Here is a 19,522-nt window from a genome sequence, read left to right as displayed (position 1 = left end):
CTTTCTCCTAAGAATACAATCTGTTATTTCGATACGCGCCAATTCAAATACAACCCTGCAATAATACCTAATGTATCCGGTATTAATGCAGCTAATACGGTTGGCAATGCTCCACCTTTCCCTAAGGCACCAGCAAAGGTCATCACCCCATAATAAATAAAGATGATAAGAATACTAATACCAAAGCCGATAGATGAACTAGAACGTTGTTTTTGAAGGCCTAAAGGTGCACCTACAAGAGCAAATACAAAACTTGCCAACGGAATTGTAAAACGTTGGTACATTTCCATTTCAAGTTTATTAGCATTAGTATAAGCAGCCTTATAAGCTCTGATTTGATGACGTAACTCCTTAATCGTTAATTCCTCAGGTTTACGTTGATCTTGTTGAATATCTTTTGGGGCAGACTTAATCGGCAAGGATTGCTCCTTAAATTTCATGGTACGTTCAACACCATTACCAGCTGATAGATCATAGATGATACCATTCTGCATCACCCAATATTGACCATTCCAGATAGCTGTATCAGCATTTTCAACTTGTTGTAACTTGCCGCCCTCCCCAAATTGTTGAACCGTAATCATGGACAACTGTTTGGTTTCAGCATCATAGCTCTTAGCATACAGCAATGTGCCTAGCTCGTCACCATTCATCGTTTTTAACACAATATGATTTTGTGTTTGAGGTGATGCATTTTTCATAATTTGTTCGCGCACAATCGTTTGATACATATGATTTGTACGAGGCACAACAAATTCATTAAATGCTACAGCCCCAATGGAAATGATGAGTGCAATGATATATACGGGCATGGCCAAGCGTAAAAAGCTTAGTCCACCAGCACGCATAACAACGATTTCACTAGTGCTACTCAAACGACTAAAGGTCATAAGAGAAGCCAATAAAACCGACATTGGGAATGTTAAGATAACAATACTTGGTAAAGCCAAGACAAATGCTTGCATGACAAGCAACAATGGCGCTCCATATTCAGTAATATATTGAGCAATCCTAAACAATGTGCCTGTACCAATAAAAATACTAGTAAAAGCAAAAACCCCAAATAGGAATGGGCCTACAAAAGCTTTTAAAATATATTTATCTAATAATCGCATAGCCCCTCCTATAATTTAAAGTTATCCCCTAAATAATGTTCACGAGCGATTGGATCATTCGCAATTTCATCAGGGGTACCCTCTAGGAGGATTTTACCATTACTCAAAATATAAGCCTTATCTACAATCCCCAATGTTTCGCGAACATTATGGTCTGTAATCAAGATACCAATACCGCGGTTCTTAACGTGTAAGATAATTTGCTGAATATCAGCAACCGCAATTGGATCGACACCTGCAAAAGGTTCATCAAGAAGGATGAAATTAGGTTCTAAGGCGAGGCAACGCGCAATTTCTACACGGCGTCGTTCACCACCAGATAATTGCATCCCCATACGGTCACGGACATGTCCAATATGAAATTCTTCAATCAATGATTCCACGATAGCTTCAATCTCATCAGGCTTTTTTGCCGTAGTCTGTAGCATGGCACGAATATTGTCCTCTACAGACATGGAACGAAAGATTGATGCCTCTTGCGGTAAGTATCCAATACCTTCAGCCGCCCGCTTATACATAGGAATATTTGTTATATCCTTGCCATCAACGGTAATGATACCAGAACTTGGTCTTTCAATGCCTACAATCATATAAAATGACGTAGTTTTACCGGCCCCATTAGGCCCTAATAGACCTACAACTTGGCCTTTATCAACGCGTAGACTTACACCATCTACCACATTGCGTCCGCTAAAGGTTTTAACTAAGTTTTTGGTTTCTATATACATATATTATCCTTATTTATTCGGAACAATGACGAGTGTACTACGTCCACCTAATGTTTCAGCAGAATCATCAGCTAAACGAATTTTCAGTTCCGGTGCATTCAGTACATTACCATTTTGAACGGCATGCGCAGAACCAGATAAGAGTACCACTCCATCATTTTGGTTTGGCGTTTGTGTATATGTAGCTCGGTCAGCAGAACCAGACACGTTTCGTTCGGGATTAGAGAAAGTAACATTACCTTGCGCTACAGCACGAACTTCCTTCATCCATCCTTCTACCTTATCACCGGTTAAGGTTGTCCCTTCAGCAATCAAACGGGCATTGCCTGTAACAAGACCGTATTCAGAGTCAGTATTATACTCAACACTGTCACCAAAGATTTGGCGATCAGCACGTTGTAAATGAACGCTACCATTAGCAGTGAATTTATTATTATTGTAACTGTGAACCGCTTGAGCAGACATGGCCATATCAGAACCAATCATAGATACACCACCATCAAGATTTGCTTCTTGAGTTTTTGTATTGTACCAACCCTTGGCACCAGTCATAGTTTTATCCGCTTGGGTAATAACAACATTACCTGTTGCATCTGCACGACCTGAATTGCCATCATAAGACAATGTATCAGCGCTGATAGTCAACGGATCATTTGCAGCCCAAACTGTAACAGATGCAGTCATGAGTACAGCTAATATAGCCATACCAATCTGTTTTTTCTTATTCATCATATTTCCTCTCAATTACTTCTTTGTTAATTTCGCATGTCCAATGGCTTTAATAATTTTTAAAGACATATTGCCCTCAAGCTTGTCCCCTGTGAGGGTTACATCCTTACTGTTATAAGTGAAAGCCGTTTTAGATGTCAATGTTTTCGTTTTGTTATCAAAATGAAGGGCCTCAGTTTTAAATTCTGCACCTTCCGTATTAGTAGCAGTAACGCCTTGATCAATATCAAGAGAATTTCGATCGCCCGTCAGGACAGCATGAGGCGCTGTAATCGTAGTAGTCACATCATCTTGATAGAACAGACCTTTCAAATTGGTCAGAACGATAGCTTTTGTACGCGGGTCATATTCAATCTTCTCAGCCGATAATGCCCATACTAGCTTGCCATCTTTTTCCTCTTGCAAGTCCGCACCTTGGAAATTAACGAGTTGTCCACTTTGATTTTGAGTGGAATTAGCCTCATTAGAGTCTTTCATAATAAATACAATAAGACCGATTAGAGCTAATACTATAGCGACCACAATGGCAATTAACTTTTTATTGTTTTTCATGCGCTCTCTCCCGTATAGCTATCTTCTTATCGTAATCAATAATTTGATCCATCTTAGTCATCCAACGGTGTTGGAACCAAAGCCACTCATCTGGATGTTCACGAATAAATTCTTCCGTAACACGTACACAGGCTTCAGTTAGACGATACATATCAACATCTTCATCGCCAGTTTCCTCATAATGTAATGCTGGCAAGATATGAACGATATGTCCTCCTTCAGGCTTACGAGATGCAAAAATAGGTACTACAGGAGAGCCAAATTTCTTTGCAAATGTTGCTGGTCCCATAACAGCTGATGAATCTTGTCCCAAAAACGGAACTGGTAAACCATTTATATATCCATCTTGGTCAGCTAAGAATCCAAGTAGTTTTTTCTTTTTTAAAGCCTTAGCAGCAGAAACGATTTCGTTGCCACCACTAGCAAATACGTCAAGCCCCACCATCTCACGATATTCATTCATAAGGCGTGTGAATTGAGCATTAGGTTGTTTCTTAACAATTGTAGTGGAAGGATATCCATGAGCTGCCATAGCAGCCCCCATCCATTCCCAGTTGCCTACATGGCCAGTAAGAACGATAACTCCCTTATCTTCAGCAATGGCCTTTTCTAAATGTTCAACACCACGCATCTCTATGTGTTTATTGATAAAGGATTTCGTCAGGTTTGGCATGTATAATACTTCCATAACACTTCGACCAAGATTCTTGAACAACTTATTAATTAATTGTTCCGCCTCTTGATCGTTCATATTCATACCAATTTTAATATTATTTATGCCTCTAAGCTTTTGCTTCTTCGCTATTAGCCCATATACAGGACCTAAACAAGCGCCTATGAGCAAAATGAGCTTGTATGGTAGTCGACAAACAAGCCAACTAATGCCTTTAACTAAATGGTATTGCCATTCGTTATTCATTCTGCCCACCTCCTTTATTGTCCATGAGCATGGGCCTCTTGCGCATAATCTGCAACAACAGAATCCCATAAACCTTGATTCTTCAAGATATATTCTACAGCCTCTCTAACAGCACCATGTCCACCATTGACGGTAGAAATAAATTTAGCTATTGATTTAACCTCTAATACCGCATTATTTGGTGCCATCGGCAAACCTACGAGTTGAAGAGCTCCTAAATCATTAAGATCATCCCCCATGTAAGCAATCGAGTCTAAGTCGATTTGATGTTTTTTACAAAGAGTTCTTAATGCTTCAGTTTTATTAGCATGCCCCATAAGAAGTTCATCAAAATGCAACTCCTTCGCACGGCGCTCTACCATCGGAGATACACGAGCCGTAATAATTGCTAGCTTTATCCCTGATTTACGAGCCGCAGTCAAGCCTAAACCATCTTTTACAGAAAAGGCTTTGAGCTCTTCTCCAGTCGATGTATAAATTAGAGTGCCATCTGATAAAACTCCATCAACATCGAGAACAATCCATTGAATATTCATTATACAATGCCTCTACGCAATAAATCGGTAATGTGAACAATGCCAAGACATACATTATTAGTATCAACCACAGGTAATACGGTGATAGGGCGAGGTTGATTTTTCTCCATCAAATGAAGCGCTTCTGCGGCCAATTTATCCTTTGTAATCGTACGCGGCATAGACGTCATCATATCCTCTACGGGCCATTCTAAAAAATTGCTGCCAGAATCAAGTCCACGTCGAACATCACCATCAGTCACTAGACCTAACAAATGTCCTTCTTCATCAATAACATTTGTAGCACCTAACCCTTTTTCTGTCATTACAAAAAGTGCATCACGAACGGTAGCCCCTTTAAATACTGTTGGATTATCCTCGCCACCATGCATGATATTTTCTACAGTCAACAATAATTTGCGACCTAAGGAACCACCTGGATGGAATACAGCAAAGTTTTCTGGAGTAAAATGATGGCGTTCCAATAAACATACTGCTAACGCATCACCTAGTGCTAGGGCAACAGTAGTACTTGTAGTAGGTGCTAAACCTAATGGGCAAGCTTCTCGTTCTACCTCTGCCAACAATACAATATCAGAATTTTTTGCTAATGTAGACTCTGGTTTCCCTACAACACAGATTAATTTAGCCCCTATGCGGCGCAGAGACGGCAAAATACTAATAATTTCTCCTGTTTCACCACTATTAGAAAAGGCTAACACTACATCATCTTCAGTAATCATACCAAGATCACCATGCACGCCTTCACCAGGATGCATAAAAAGTGCCGGTGTCCCTGTACTAGCCAAGGTAGCCGCAATTTTACGACCAATATGACCAGATTTTCCCATTCCTGTACATACTACACGGCCCTTACAAGCCAAAATCATATTTACAGCATTTACAAAATTGTGATCCAAACGAGAACTTAATTCTTCAATAGCACGAGCTTCCTCATGAAGCACCTGTGCCGCTTGTTCTAAAATAGTCACAAATACCGCCCCTAACCTTTTACGATTTTATCAATAGCTACTAAATCACGAAGCACATCTTCGAATTGATCTAAATACAACATATTAGGACCATCAGATAATGCTTCCTCAGGATTATCGTGCACTTCAAAGAATAGCCCATCTACACCACTAGCCACAGCCGCACGCGCCAAATTTGGTACAAATTCACGGTTACCACTAGATTTAGTCCCTGCACCACCTGGTAATTGAACGCTATGAGTAGCATCAAAGATTACTGGATAGTCGAAAGAACGCATAATTGGGAACGATCTCATGTCAACTACGAGATTATTATAACCAAAGCTAAAACCACGTTCGGTAAGCATAAGATTTTCATTACCTGTTTCTTTCATTTTATTAAGAACATTTTCCATGTCCTTAGGAGCCATGAATTGACCTTTTTTAACATTTACGCATTTACCAGTTTTAGCAGCGCCGTAAACAAGATCAGTTTGACGGCATAAAAAAGCTGGAATTTGTAGAATATCTAATACTTCAGCTGCAGGTTCAATTTGCTCGATAGAGTGAATGTCACTGACAACAGGTACATTGAGTTCCTTCTTAATAGAAGCAAGCATTTTTAACCCTTCCTCAAGACCTGGTCCACGGAAGGAGTTAAAGCTAGAGCGATTAGCTTTATCAAAGGAAGCTTTAAAGATATAAGGAACACCTAAACGTTCGCATATCTCTTTTGCTCGTTTACCGATAGCTAATGTGCGGTCATAGTCCTCAATAACACATGGACCTGCAAGGACAAATAAACCCTTGCCGCCACCCACAGTAATATCTTTAATTTGAACTGTTTTCATTTATTTCTCCTCTTGCTCGTAAATTGCATTAACACGAGCTAAGTCTTCAGGTGTATCAACACCGATAAATCGTTTATTTGTTAGAATAACACGAATTGTATAACCGTTTTCTAGAGCACGTAATTGTTCTAGAGATTCTGTTTGCTCCGCCGGAGTTGGCTCCATCTTAGCGTAGTTTAATAAGAACTCTCTACGATATGCATAGATGCCAATATGTTTTAGTGGCGGACGCACAAAGTCATGACGAGGATATGGGATTAAAGATCTAGAAAAATACATCGCATCATTACGATTATTTAAAATGACCTTTACCGCTGATGGCTCCTCGTACTCTTCCTCTAATAAAGGAGTAGCTACTGTGGCCATCTGCAAGTTTGGATCTTCCTCAAATAGACGTGCCAAGTCATCAATAAGATTTGGATCAATCATCGGTTCATCACCTTGGACATTGATAACAACATCTAAGTCTGTATAATGACTAGCAACCTCTGCTAATCGATCCGTTCCTGTAGGGTGATTAGGATCTGTCATCATAACAGTTCCCCCAAACTGTTGTACTGCAGAATATACGCGGTTATCATCAGTGGCTACAATTGTACATACTGTCTTTGTAGCTTGTGATACCCTTGCATAAACCCGTTCAATCATAGGTTTACCTGCAATATCAGCTAATGGTTTGCCTGGTAATCTTGTAGAACCATAACGCGCAGGAATAACACATCCAAACTTCACGATAAAACCCCATTTCTGTTATTCGTGTATCTTATTATTATACACTAAATCTCTAAATTTTCTATGAATTCTTGTTTTCCAGAAACAAATTCAATCCCTATAGATAGCACCAGAATCGGTATTTTTAAGTCTTCAATTGCATGCAACTGACTTAACTTAACTGCATCCTTTTCTGTAATACAAATAGCATCAGCTTGATGAGCAAATGCTTGTTTCCAAATCTCAACTACATCATCATTTGAAAAGTCATGATGATCTCCAAATGGCAAGGTATGAACAACGTTATACCCTACATCAGTTAACGTTTGTGTAAAGGATTGAGGGTTTCCGATTCCACTTACAGCCATAATGCGTTGTTCCTTGTAAGCATCTACAGAAGCCCCAACAAAACCATTAGCCCACTCATCTAAGGTGTACATAAATTGCGGTTTATGTGTTGTTTCATAGACAGGTATATTGGGAATCATCTGAGTTAATCGCTTTCGAATGCCGGATACAATACCTGGTGCTACTTGATCAACCTTAGTAAGAACGATAATATCCGCGCGCTGTAAACCACTAAGGGGTTCACGTAATAGTCCCCGTGGTAACACATGTTCATAGCCAAACGGATTGGATGCATCAATTAGTACAATATCAATATCTCTTGCTAGTGCACGATGTTGAAATCCATCATCCATAATAAGACAATCGGCACCTAGCTCATTAATAGCGATTTCTGCAGATTTGGAACGTTCACGTCCAATAATTACATTGGATTTTTGTAAAACCTTAGCCAGTAACCAAGCCTCATCACCACTGATAGATGGCTCTACAAGCATTGTTCCGTCTTTAGAAATAATAATATTTTTGTTATTATCTTCTGCACGGTACCCACGACTAAGAACAGTAGGATGAAGGCCTTTCTGAGTAAGCACATCACAAATAAATCGCACCATCGGTGTTTTTCCAGTACCACCAGCCGTAATGTTGCCAACGCTGATTACAGGCACTATAACTTTCGTAACGCCTTTACCCTCATCAAATCGAGCATTGCGTATTGATACAGCTTTCTCATAACCTTTACTCAAAAGGCCTAAACTGGAGCGAGCTATATCACCTAATACGGATTGATCTTCACCACTAACGATGGATTTGAATAATGCTTCCCCACTCATAGGTGACGCCTCCTATTATGTAATACAGTAAACTAATCTACAAATTTAGTCTTACTACGGAATAATTTGATGTTTCTCAAATAGCAAACGCAACTCTTGTGTATTACGTCGCGTAGCACCACGATTTTCTTTAATGATATCCAGGCAGTTTTGCCCCATCTTTTTAGCCAAGTCTCTATCATTACATAACCGCAAGACCATAGCGGTTAACTCTTTTCCATTCTTCACTTGCTCACAAGCATTTCGAGAGTTTAATAAGGCGAAAATTTCTTTAAAGTTAAACATATGAGGCCCAACCAAAATTGGCTTACCATGTGCAGCTGGTTCCAAAATATTATGGCCTCCAGTTTTAACAAGGGAACCACCAACAAAGATAATATCGCCTAAGCTATACAGTCGTCCAAGTTCACCAATGGTATCTAAAACAACAACGGGAATGCCTTCGTGAACAGGCTTCTTCATATCGCTACGACAAATAGCACTCAATTCATAACGCTTTGCAATATTTTGCACATCATGACCGCGATAAATCTCACGAGGTGCAATCAATAAACGAGCTTGTGGATACGCTTTCAATACTTGCTTGAAAGTTTCAAAAATAGCCTCTTCTTCACCTTTGTGAGTACTACCTGCAATAATGATAGGATGATTATTCCCAAAGCCAAATTCATCGAGAAGAGCTTGTTTTTCTTCATATGATACGGTGGCATATGTTTGATCGTATTTCATATTACCTGTTACGGTAATATCAGGTGTATGAGCACCTAAACTTTCAATATACGCCGCATCAAATTTGGACTGCATGCAGAAACGCTCAATAGAACGTAACATTTCACGCGTAAAAGCACTGATATACTTATAACGTTTCATACTGCGATCTGAAATGCGTCCATTAACCATCATAACTGGAATATTTTCCGATTCGGCGATACGCAAGAAATTTGGCCAGATTTCAGTTTCTACAAGTAAAATAGTAATCGGCTTAATAATATGTAAAATTTTACGAGTTAAATATGGTAAATCAAGGGGAAAGAAAATAATTCCTTCGGCTTCAGGAATGATACGATGAGCCATAGCATGACCAGTAGCAGTAACTACAGACACGACCACAACAGCTTCAGGAAACTCCTTTTTGACTTCTTTTACCAATGGACTGGTAGCCACAATTTCCCCTACAGAAGCGGCGTGAATCCAAATAGCACGACGCCCTTCAATTTTCTTTAATAGTGAAGCTGGCATATAGCCTGCACTCTGTTTGATACGCTCATAAAATCCATCTTCAAAGGCAAGTCGGTATAAAATAACCGGAATCAAGCCAATCCAATAGAATATGAGCAATACGTTATATATCCAGTACATGGTTATCCTTTATTGGAGAATTGAACGGAATAAAGATGGTTGTACAATCCGCCGTCAATAGCTAATAGCTCTTGGTGAGTCCCCTGCTCTACCAAGCGGCCTTGATTGAGTACAACAATTTGATGAGCATTTTGAACAGTGCTCAATCGATGGGCAATAACAAATGCCGTACGCCCTTTCATAAGGCGATCTAACGCCTCTTGTACAAGTTTTTCACTCTCCGTATCTAAAGCAGATGTAGCTTCATCTAGAATTAAAATACGAGGGTCTTTTAAAATAGCGCGTGCGATGGCAACGCGTTGACGTTGTCCACCAGATAATGAACTGCCTCGTTCGCCTACAATTGTATCGAGACCATCAGGCATCTTCTCAACGAACTCAAGTACGTTAGCCGCTTTAGCCGCTTCATACACATCTTCATCAGTAGCATCTAAACGGCCATACAAGATATTCTCTTTAATTGTAGCATTGAATAATACGGTTTCCTGTGGTACAAGACCAATTTGTTCACGCAAAGATTTAAAAGTAACATCTTTTATATCATAACCATCAATTGTAATAGAACCACCAGTTACATCATAGAAACGAGGTAGTAAGTTAGCGAGAGTTGTCTTGCCTGCACCAGATGGTCCAACAAGGGCTACACTTTCGCCAGCCTTAACTGACAAGGTAAAATTTTCTAAGGCAGTCTTTTCTCCATCATAGGAGAAAGAAACATCATTAAACTCCACATTGCCGGTAATAGCAGGCAATGTAATAGCATCAGGTTTCTCCACAACATCTGTTTTAGTATCTAAAATTTCAAATACACGATCGGCAGCAGCCAACGCCTTTTGAATATTACCATATACTTGACTCAAACGTTTTACGGGATTTGACAAGTTAATAGCATAAATCAAGAAAGCAATCAAAGAACCAGCAGTGATGGCACCTGTTACTACGGAGTAACCACCGTACCAAAGGATGACCGCTACAGCGATTGCCGCAGAAAACTCAACCATTGGACTTAACAAACTAGTCAATTTAGTAGCTTTAATAACCGCTTTAAAGTTACGGTCGTTTTCATCTTCAAAGCGCTTGCGCTCAAAATCTTCACGAGCAAAGGATTTTACAACGCGAACTGCACTAATTACCTCTTGTAAAAGTGCCGTAATATCAGCTACACGCCCTTGGACATCATGCCCCGCCACGCGAAGCTTCTTACCAAAAACATTGATAATCACTAAAACTACGGGAACCGTAATAAAAGTAACTAACGTCAGTTTCCAGTCAATGAGAAGCATTGACACCAAAGAACCGACAAGTGTTACCGATTCAGTGATAAAAGAAATCAAGTTATCTACCACGGCCGTTTGCAATGCAGCTACGTCATTTGTAAGATTACTCATGATAACGCCCGTTTTGCGGCGATCAAAGTAAGATAAACTTAATCTTTGTAAGTGATTGAATATGGCCTCACGGACATCGATAATCACGCGTTGTCCAATGTAGGACATATTATAGGTTTGACCATAGGTTGCAAAACCACGAATTAAGAAGATGAGTATGATAGCACCTACAATAAGGTTCAACATAAACATATTCTTTTCATCTAACACTTGGTCTACTACATTCTTAATCAGCCAAGGCACTACCAAATAGGCAGCAGCGGCAACAATCATGCAGAACACTGCAAAAAGCATCCGCTTATAATAAGGCTTTACAAAATATAAGAGCCTAGAATAACTATTCATTACATTTCTCCTTACCGAGGTTGTACACAAGATGTGCCACTCGTTTTACTGCACCAGGCTCACCTAATTTATGACGTACTTCGCGCAATTCACTACGCATAGCTTCGTTTTTCTCTACATCACTAATCAATGGTTCCACCAAAGACACAATTGCTTCTGGTGTGACAGCATCTTGTAATAATTCAGGAATGACCTCTTTACCAGCTACAATATTAGGCAAGCCCACATGTGTTACATTTACAACCATCTTACCAATACCATAAGTAATTGGTGATACGCGATACAATAACACTGTTGGCAATTCCATCATAGCCGTTTCTAATGTAGCGGTTCCTGATGCGGCAAGGCACACATCACAAATCTGCATCAAGTCATATGTATGGTCTTCCGTAATCGTAACAGGTACCTTATGAGCATCGATAAAAGCTTCTAGTTCACTTCGATCAATCGTATGTGCTCGAGGCAAGAAGAATTGAACATCTTCATACTTCGCCATCAATTGCTCACCACTTTTTAACATCGTATCAAGCAAGGATAAAACCTCTTGTTTACGACTGCCAGGCATGAGCAATACCTTTTTAGCCTCTTTGCGAGCCCCAAAGTATTCTTCGGCCGCATCCTTAGTCATCGTAGGATGTACGATATCGAGTAAAGGATGACCTACAAAGTCTACATCACATTTGTACTTGCGATACGCTTCAGCTTCAAATGGGAAGATAGATGCTACCTTGGTTACATACTTACGAATTGTATTACCACGACTACTGTGCCAAGCCCAAATCGTTGGAGCAATATAATATAAAACAGGAATCTCCAGTTCATGCGCCACCGCAGCTAATTTCATATTAAAACCTGGATAATCTACACAAACGAGAATATCTGGTTTTTCCTTCATCATGACACGTTTCAAGTACGTGCGCAGCTTAAAGAATTTTGGCAATGATTTCACAATCTCTACAATACCAATGACACTAAGGTTCTTAATATCATACACGATACGAACACCAGCGCGTTCCATCAGGTTGCCACCCATACCAAACATCTCTACAGAAGGATCTATTTCTCTCAATGCATTGGCTACACTTGCCGCATGAGTATCGCCGGAAGCTTCACCGGCGGAAAACATGACTTTCATTATGCATCCTTTCTGGAATTTACAAATTCTTGGTCTACAGCACAGATAACAATACCATGACGATCTGCCATATTAAGCACGTCTTGTTGTTGTACGAAAATAGTCTTTTCCGCTTCTACAGCTAGCACCTTACAACCGCTATCAATCATAGACATGAGAGTTTTTATGCCTACTGCCGGCACATCAAAGCGTACGTCTTGATTTGGTTTTTCGGTTTTAACGACAATCGCATCCCCACGACCCAGTTCGCCACCTCGTAAGATACACTTATCAGTCCCTTCAATGGCTTCAATAGCCATGGCCGCCTTATGTTTAACAACAACGGTTTGACCAATATCAAGGGCCCCCATTTGTTTAGCTAATTCAAAACCAAAACAAATGTCAGCCCATTGCTCATCTGTAGGTTGTGCTTTTGAAAGCACCCCTACCTTTGGCATAAATGGTTTTAAGTATGCTGTTTGATCTAATACTTTAAAGCCTTCCCGTTCTATTTCATCAACGATAGCGAGCATAATCGTATCATCTTTACGATTTTTAAGACGCTTTAAAACGCCTAATGTTTTTAAATCAGGAAACGTAAGGCCTTTAAAAAGAATCTCTTTAGTAACTTTCCCAAGCATAGTTAACTCTTGAACCTCTTCTTTTTTCAAGGTTTTGAAGATTTTACCTAGTTTAGCAACACCAATATCGTAGAAAGCATCAGCCTCAGCCTTTAGAGCTGGGTCTATATCAGGTACTACACCGATAACAACCACCTCGTGGCCCAATACATGAGCGGCACGCATGAATTCTACAGGCAAAACACCTATGCCCGCAATTAATCCTACCTTTGCCAAGACTATACCTCCTAGATGACCTCACGGCCTATATATCAATTAGTAATTTCAAGTTCCCTATGAAAATGCCTAAAAATAGACATAATCATATACAATATATTTTACTATAAATAGCTACTTTTTACCATTAAAAAGCCAAGCTTTATGCCCTTTTCTTCATCATTTTATTAAAATTTTCTTATTACTTTTAAGCACTAAAACATCTACGAATATATCTATCAAAACTTTTTATAATTATGAAAATATAGTACAAATTATCATTAATATAAAACTCAACCAGTTATAATATGCACAAAAAGACCTCGTACATGGTACGAGGTCCTCATAATTAGTCGCGACGAGTACGCATAATGCCTCTATCGGCATTGCGTAGGAATCGTAATAAATTTTCAATTTCTACGGAAGAGTCCAATTGTAATTCCATTTCTTCAATCGCCTTGGATAAGCTGAATCCAGAACGATAAATAATGCGGAATGCCTGTTTCAAATCACGTCGTACATCTTCGGAAATCCCTGCACGAGATAATCCTACAGAGTTAAGACCGATAACACGTGCCGGTTGACCATCGGCAATTACGTAAGGTGGGATATCTTGTACCACCTTAGCCATTCCGCCAACCATAGCGTTACGACCGATTTTAACAAATTGATGAATACCTGCAAGGCCGCCAATAACCACGCGATCTTCAACGATAGCGTGCCCTGCAAGACCAGCACAATTACTCATTATTACATTATTACCAACGATACAGTTATGAGCCACATGTGTACAGGCTTGAAGTAAACAATTATTGCCTACACGTGTTTCTTCACCTTCACCAGTAGCGCGGCTAATAGTTACGAATTCACGAATAACCGTTTCATCGCCAATATTACAATAGCTTTTTTCGCCTTTAAATTTTAAATCTTGCGGTTCCAACCCAATAGATGCGTTAGGATAAATTTCACAACGCTTACCAATGGTTGTCCAACCACCAATTACAACATGTGCACCGATTTGTGTGCCATCGCCAATCTCGACATGTTCGCCGATAACAGCGCCAGGACCTACGATTACATCTTTGCCCAATTTAGCATTTGGATGGACTATGGCTGTACTATGGATGTTGGATTCCGCATTTTCCATGCCTACAACTATCACTACAATCACTCCTCATTCTATTATACAAGGGCAAACATGTATTCACCGCTAGCGCACAATTTGTCGCCAACATAGGCACGGCCTTCAACCTTGCCCATTTTACCTTTAATTTTAACAATATCTACCTCCATGCGAACTTGATCGCCAGGTTTTACAGGATGGCGGAAACGCACTTTATCAATACCTGTAAACATAGGAGTAAGACCACGATTTTCCTCAGGGTACAATAATGCAATACCACCAACTTGAGCAATAGCTTCAGTCAATAATACACCTGGCATAACTGGGTTCCCTGGAAAGTGACCTTGGAAGAACAATTCGTTGAATGTAGCATTTTTAATACCCACAGCACGTTTCATAGGTTCTAACTCAACAATACGATCAACCAAAAGCATTGGGTAACGATGAGGTAAAATTTCTAAAATATCTTCGTGATTAAGAATCATGGCTGTGTCTCCCTTATTTCTTCCATTATACTGCGAGCCAATCTTGAATTTAATTCATGACTCGATTTCAAAGCAATTACATGGCCTTCAATCGGTCCTAACAAGAATAAATCCCCTATAACATCTAATGCTTTATGGCGAACTAATTCATCCTCAAAGCGTGGTACAGATAGACATTTCTCATCATCATAGACTAATGCATTATCTAGGCTACCGCCTTTTGCAAGCCCCATGGCCTGTAATTGTTCCAATTCCTTCATAAATCCGATAGTCCTAGCCGATCCAATGTGTGCTTTGAAATACTCAGGCGATACTTCAAAATCACATTGTTGAGTACCAAGCAACGGATGGCTGTTAATTGATGTAAAAGTCATGCGATAGCCATCATATGGCAAAATCACAATAAAACGATCCCCATCATAAACAGCATGAGATCGAGTCACTTTGTATATATGACGCGACGCTATTTGTTCTTCAATGCCAGCCTCTTCAATAAGATTGACAAAAATAGCACTACTACCATCACCTACAGGAGGTTCTGGAGAATCCATTTCAATATAACAGTTATCAATATTCATAGCACTGAACGCTGCCATCACATGTTCAACAGTAAATACCTTTGCTTCACCATTTTCCAACGTGGTAGCGCGCATAGTGTTCGTCACATTATCAATGTGTGCTCGCACAGAAGGATGCCCTTCAATGTCCGTGCGGACAAACACAATTCCTGTATCTTCAGGTGCAGGCTTAAAAACCATATGTACTGGTTCACCGCTATGAAGGCCAATCCCTTGATATGAAACAGCCTTTTTTATTGTTTGTTGTGGCTTACTCATAAGAATGTCCTTTCATAATCCGAATTCACGTTTACTATACACCAATATGTATTATACCCTATTTGCATAGGCGTTACAAGAAATTTACCATATATTACGCTAATTGGAAAGACTATTCTTAGTCTTTAAAATTTTAATAGACTATTTTTAAACACTAAGTTATAAGTTATAAAATAAAAAGAGATTTCATCCATGCTAGTAGGAATCAGTTTCATCTTGAAGATTCCACAATCGCATAAACAAAATCTCTTTAAAATTATTAACTATTGAAAAACATCAGGTGGTGTATCTATTTGTTCACCATAAAAACGACGAGTCCATTTCCAACGGTTATGAAGCCAGAACCAATCTTCAGGATATCGTCGAATATAATCTTCAATAAACTCATTTAGACGAGTTGTTGTTACCGCTATATCACGCTTTTTATCATCTGTACGTTCCACATAAATTGGTGGATGTGCTTCAATCTCATATTTCTCAGAAAACGGGCTATAATGTATGGTTACAAAAATAATAGGCACATCTTGCATACGAGCCAGTACAGCTGGCCCAGCAGCCGTCAATGTTTCATAGCCAAAGAATGGTACAAGAACGCCATCATCACCAGGGTCCTGATCCATAATAAGGCCTAAAAATGCACCTTTTTTTAGTTCATTAATCATTTCACGAACACCTGTTTTATAGGTCACATGTTGATGCATAATCCGACGATATTCATTGATAAACTTATCGGCATCACCATTCTGTTTCATAGCCACAGAAATCAATGGATATCCTTCAGAAGCAAGAACGCCACCTAAAAGTTCCCAGTTACCACTATGAACAGCAGCTAAAATTGCACCTCGACCATTTTCTAAGGCATCATCTAAGTACTCTCGATTAATAAACTCCACCATATCTTTGTATGCGCCATCTTTAATTTCAGGATAGCGCAATACATCAATAATCATACGGCCAAAGCGTGTAGTACTAGCTTTCGCAATACGTCGAGCTTCTTTAGGATCATCTGTAATATTACAGAATAAAATTTGGCCTATCGCCAGGCGCTTGCGTTTAGGTGGCACCACTAACCACGCAATTTCACCAAGCAATGTACCAATAGCATATTGCAAACCTTTAGGTAATAAGCAAATAAAGGCACTAAAGATTTTCATAAACCTATACATGGATTATTAGCTCTCCTTAAGCTGTGCTTTCAAAGCGTCAATTTCTTTTTGTAATTGTTTTACAGTTTTCACCATTTCTGGCAAACGATTCTCGTAAGCAGCCAATTTTAGCCACTCTTTATGAGGTCTCATTGGATACCCAGCCATAACAGAATTAGAAGGCACATTGCCAGTAATTCCTGTTTTACCTGCAAATTGTACATTATCTCCAATTGTAATATGACCTGTACAGCCTGTTTGTCCTGCAAAGATTACATGGTTACCACATTTTGTACTACCTGCAATCCCAACCTGTGCGATTAAGAAACAATCTTCTCCAATCTCAACATTGTGGCCAAGGTGAACAAGATTGTCAATTTTGGTACCGCGGCGTACCAAGGTAGATCCCATTGTAGCATTGTCGATAGTAGTGCAAGAGCCAATTTCTACATCATCTTCAAGAATAACATTGCCTACTTGAGGAATATGCGTATGAATACCATTTTCTGTGGCAAAACCAAAACCTTCACCACCGATAACTGCTTTAGCACGCAATACAACGCGTTTACCCAAAATACAGTTCTCATGTACGATAGCACCCGCATAGATGTCAGAATCTTCCCCAATTCGTACATTATGACCAATATATACATAAGGTCGAATCGTTACATTATCACCGATAACAGCATTATCATTAATAACACAATAGGCACCAATAGCTACATTTTTACCAAGTGTAACATTCTTGCCAATAATAGCAGTACTATGCACTTCACGGGGAACTACAACAGGTGGATGGAATACTTCTAGCACTTGGGCAAATGCAGATTTTGCATTATCAACTACGATTTGCGCCATCGGTGCATTTTTTACTTCTGATTCAACGATAACAGCACCCGCTTGGCATAACGCAATATGTTCAACATATTCACCAATTGCAAAAGTTATGGATTGTTTTACCGCTTGTTCAAAGCTACGTGTCTCAGTAATGACAATAGACTCATCCCCTATAAGTTGACCGCCTACTAAATTTGCGAGTTCCTGTAAAGTTTTTTCCAAGGCAAACTCCTCCCCCTGTGGTAATCCTCAATTATTGTGCAGCTTCAGTTGTACTTGTTGTAGCTTGATCTGCTTGCTGTGCATTTTGCTGAGCATCTTGTTGCTCTTGAGCTTTAGCTGCGTTTTCAACTTCTTTGATTTGATCGTCAGAAGCCTTACCCATTTTTGTGATCAAATCATCGGTTACATCAGAGCCACCACCAACAACAGCGCCTTTTTCAATAATAACATCAAGTTTTTTTTCTTTCACAAGTTCATTGATTTTTTGTTCTTGATATTGACGGTATTCTTGTGCTTTTGCATTTGCAAAGGCATTTAATTCTTGATTCGCTTGGTTAAATACATTTTGTTTAGATGCTTCATCAGCAGCAGCAATTTTAGCATCTAATTCCGCTTTTTTAGCGTTAATCTCTTTAGTAATTTCAATACCTTTTTCAGTACTATTTGCTACTTTCACGCTATCCACATAGCCAACATTGTTAGAACCACAACCACCTAAGATAGCCATAGAAGCTACTAAAGCTGCACTTAATACTAAAGATTTAATACGTTTATTCATAATATAACTCCTTATTGAACTCGATAGGACGCCTTCACTGCATCAGTAATATCAAGCCCTTTAATATTACCACCATCATCGATGATGACTAAATCCAAATGTTGTTCCTCAGCAATAATTGCTACGCGCATACGAACATCTTCTAAAATGGCCTCATGAAGCGCACTCACTTCAGCTTCTTTATCTGAAAGCTTTTTTGCCCATGTATCATTCCACTCTTGCGCCACAGGCAGATTATTATTAGCAATGATGGCTTGTGCTTGTTGTTGCACCATGGAGTCTCGTTTCTCAGCTAATTCCTTCTGTAGGGATGCAGCGTATTGATTGAGCTCTTCCTGCCCTTTTTGTTGCATTGGAGCAAGCTCAGCCTGTACCTTTGCTTTAATTGAATCCACATCGAAATCCGACGGCTTTCTCTTAGCTAATAATTCTTTTAACCTTTCTTCTTTTTTAGCCTTTTCAGCCATAGCCGCTGCTCTTTGTGCATCATCTATATATACACGTGCATCATAGGCATATAAGTCTAATTGAAGGTTTACGATTTCCAGATCATATTCATTAGTACTAACCTTTAACTCAGCTAAATACTTTTGAGTCAATTCATTGCGCTTCGAATTTAATTGCTGATTTAGTTCATTTTCTTTTGTTGCAATACGAGTTTGCAATTCTACCGTAAGAGCATCTGACAAGGTTGAATCCAGTGCAAGTGTTTTCAACTGTTCATCTTGTGTCTCTGACTTGGCATTTAAGGCTTGTTGTTCAAGTTCATATTGACGTTGTAAAAGTTCCAGTTCATTCTTGGCTTGTTTATAATCCGCATAGGATGGATTAAACGCTAGTACATCATCAATGCGTACAACACCTATTGACATGCCATCAGGACCCTGTTGGCGATTTGTTACAAAACCATAGGCCCAAACCATAGCACTTATTGCAGCAACGAGAAATATGACTAGTCCTATATATCGTTGTTTCCCGTTCATTGTCGTTCTCCCTTACATAGA

Annotated in this window: 21 protein-coding genes; all 21 read right to left on the bottom strand. The window is 39.4% G+C overall.

Annotated elements, in window-relative coordinates; translation table 11 throughout:
• Window positions 1-23: 23 nt before the first annotated feature.
• Window positions 24-1,115, bottom strand: coding sequence for an LptF/LptG family permease (locus tag ACGHIY_RS02750; protein ID WP_008603435.1), 1,092 nt, complete (start codon window positions 1,113-1,115; stop codon window positions 24-26).
• An 8-nt stretch (window positions 1,116-1,123) separates the two neighbouring features.
• Window positions 1,124-1,843 (bottom strand): LPS export ABC transporter ATP-binding protein, encoded by a 720-nt coding sequence (gene lptB, locus ACGHIY_RS02745; RefSeq protein ID WP_008603437.1) that lies wholly within the window; start codon window positions 1,841-1,843, stop codon window positions 1,124-1,126.
• A gap of 9 nt (window positions 1,844-1,852) precedes the next feature.
• A complete protein-coding gene (locus tag ACGHIY_RS02740) occupies window positions 1,853-2,575 on the bottom strand; it encodes an LptA/OstA family protein (protein WP_008603439.1) in 723 nt (240 codons plus the stop codon).
• Between the two features lie 12 nt (window positions 2,576-2,587).
• On the bottom strand, window positions 2,588-3,124 hold the full coding sequence (gene lptC, locus ACGHIY_RS02735; RefSeq protein ID WP_004698432.1) for an LPS export ABC transporter periplasmic protein LptC: 537 nt from the start codon (window positions 3,122-3,124) through the stop codon (window positions 2,588-2,590).
• The gene (locus tag ACGHIY_RS02730; RefSeq protein ID WP_004698446.1) at window positions 3,111-4,043 is read right to left on the bottom strand and encodes a lysophospholipid acyltransferase family protein; all 933 of its coding nucleotides are present in this window, start codon (window positions 4,041-4,043) and stop codon (window positions 3,111-3,113) included. The genes lptC and ACGHIY_RS02730 overlap by 14 nt, the downstream gene beginning before the upstream one ends.
• A gap of 14 nt (window positions 4,044-4,057) precedes the next feature.
• Window positions 4,058-4,579, bottom strand: coding sequence for an HAD family hydrolase (locus ACGHIY_RS02725; protein WP_008603441.1), 522 nt, complete (start codon window positions 4,577-4,579; stop codon window positions 4,058-4,060).
• Window positions 4,579-5,550: an SIS domain-containing protein gene (locus tag ACGHIY_RS02720; RefSeq protein WP_004695498.1), complete on the bottom strand. Its 972-nt coding sequence runs from the start codon at window positions 5,548-5,550 to the stop codon at window positions 4,579-4,581. Before ACGHIY_RS02720 ends, ACGHIY_RS02725 begins: the two co-directional genes overlap by 1 nt.
• An 11-nt stretch (window positions 5,551-5,561) precedes the next feature.
• Window positions 5,562-6,380 carry a 3-deoxy-8-phosphooctulonate synthase gene (kdsA, locus tag ACGHIY_RS02715; RefSeq protein WP_004695496.1) on the bottom strand — a complete coding sequence of 273 codons (819 nt, stop codon included), beginning with the start codon at window positions 6,378-6,380 and terminating at the stop codon, window positions 5,562-5,564.
• On the bottom strand, window positions 6,381-7,112 hold the full coding sequence (kdsB, locus tag ACGHIY_RS02710; RefSeq protein WP_004695494.1) for a 3-deoxy-manno-octulosonate cytidylyltransferase: 732 nt from the start codon (window positions 7,110-7,112) through the stop codon (window positions 6,381-6,383). It lies immediately after the preceding gene.
• Window positions 7,113-7,156: 44 nt separating this feature from the next.
• The gene (gene lpxK, locus ACGHIY_RS02705) at window positions 7,157-8,269 is read right to left on the bottom strand and encodes a tetraacyldisaccharide 4'-kinase (RefSeq protein ID WP_077708249.1); all 1,113 of its coding nucleotides are present in this window, start codon (window positions 8,267-8,269) and stop codon (window positions 7,157-7,159) included.
• A gap of 54 nt (window positions 8,270-8,323) precedes the next feature.
• Entirely contained in the window at window positions 8,324-9,628 is a 1,305-nt protein-coding gene (locus ACGHIY_RS02700) for a 3-deoxy-D-manno-octulosonic acid transferase (RefSeq protein ID WP_390525655.1), read from the bottom strand.
• Between the two features lie 2 nt (window positions 9,629-9,630).
• Window positions 9,631-11,361, bottom strand: coding sequence for an ABC transporter ATP-binding protein (locus ACGHIY_RS02695; protein ID WP_390525654.1), 1,731 nt, complete (start codon window positions 11,359-11,361; stop codon window positions 9,631-9,633).
• The gene (gene lpxB, locus ACGHIY_RS02690; RefSeq protein ID WP_390525653.1) at window positions 11,354-12,496 is read right to left on the bottom strand and encodes a lipid-A-disaccharide synthase; all 1,143 of its coding nucleotides are present in this window, start codon (window positions 12,494-12,496) and stop codon (window positions 11,354-11,356) included. The genes ACGHIY_RS02695 and lpxB overlap by 8 nt, the downstream gene beginning before the upstream one ends.
• Window positions 12,496-13,332 (bottom strand): LpxI family protein, encoded by an 837-nt coding sequence (locus ACGHIY_RS02685; RefSeq protein ID WP_390525652.1) that lies wholly within the window; start codon window positions 13,330-13,332, stop codon window positions 12,496-12,498. The genes lpxB and ACGHIY_RS02685 overlap by 1 nt, the downstream gene beginning before the upstream one ends.
• Window positions 13,333-13,660: 328 nt before the next feature.
• Window positions 13,661-14,473, bottom strand: coding sequence for an acyl-ACP--UDP-N-acetylglucosamine O-acyltransferase (gene lpxA / locus ACGHIY_RS02680; RefSeq protein ID WP_004695481.1), 813 nt, complete (start codon window positions 14,471-14,473; stop codon window positions 13,661-13,663).
• A gap of 20 nt (window positions 14,474-14,493) precedes the next feature.
• Window positions 14,494-14,919: a 3-hydroxyacyl-ACP dehydratase FabZ gene (fabZ, locus tag ACGHIY_RS02675; protein ID WP_004695477.1), complete on the bottom strand. Its 426-nt coding sequence runs from the start codon at window positions 14,917-14,919 to the stop codon at window positions 14,494-14,496.
• On the bottom strand, window positions 14,916-15,755 hold the full coding sequence (lpxC, locus tag ACGHIY_RS02670; RefSeq protein WP_316604132.1) for a UDP-3-O-acyl-N-acetylglucosamine deacetylase: 840 nt from the start codon (window positions 15,753-15,755) through the stop codon (window positions 14,916-14,918). The genes fabZ and lpxC overlap by 4 nt, the downstream gene beginning before the upstream one ends.
• A 263-nt stretch (window positions 15,756-16,018) precedes the next feature.
• On the bottom strand, window positions 16,019-16,921 hold the full coding sequence (locus ACGHIY_RS02665; RefSeq protein ID WP_004695471.1) for a lysophospholipid acyltransferase family protein: 903 nt from the start codon (window positions 16,919-16,921) through the stop codon (window positions 16,019-16,021).
• A 6-nt stretch (window positions 16,922-16,927) separates the two neighbouring features.
• Entirely contained in the window at window positions 16,928-17,959 is a 1,032-nt protein-coding gene (gene lpxD / locus ACGHIY_RS02660; RefSeq protein WP_004695469.1) for a UDP-3-O-(3-hydroxymyristoyl)glucosamine N-acyltransferase, read from the bottom strand.
• A gap of 31 nt (window positions 17,960-17,990) precedes the next feature.
• Window positions 17,991-18,518 carry an OmpH family outer membrane protein gene (locus tag ACGHIY_RS02655; protein WP_004695467.1) on the bottom strand — a complete coding sequence of 176 codons (528 nt, stop codon included), beginning with the start codon at window positions 18,516-18,518 and terminating at the stop codon, window positions 17,991-17,993.
• Between the two features lie 11 nt (window positions 18,519-18,529).
• Complete coding sequence (locus tag ACGHIY_RS02650; RefSeq protein ID WP_008715796.1) at window positions 18,530-19,501, bottom strand: hypothetical protein; 972 nt, start codon at window positions 19,499-19,501, stop codon at window positions 18,530-18,532.
• Between the last annotated feature and the right edge of the window lie 21 nt (window positions 19,502-19,522).

The organism is Veillonella parvula (assembly GCF_042850485.1).
GTDB lineage: Bacteria > Bacillota > Negativicutes > Veillonellales > Veillonellaceae > Veillonella > Veillonella parvula_Q.
The sequence above is the reverse complement of the archived record's forward strand: the minus strand, read 5'-3'. Positions and strand labels throughout refer to the sequence as shown.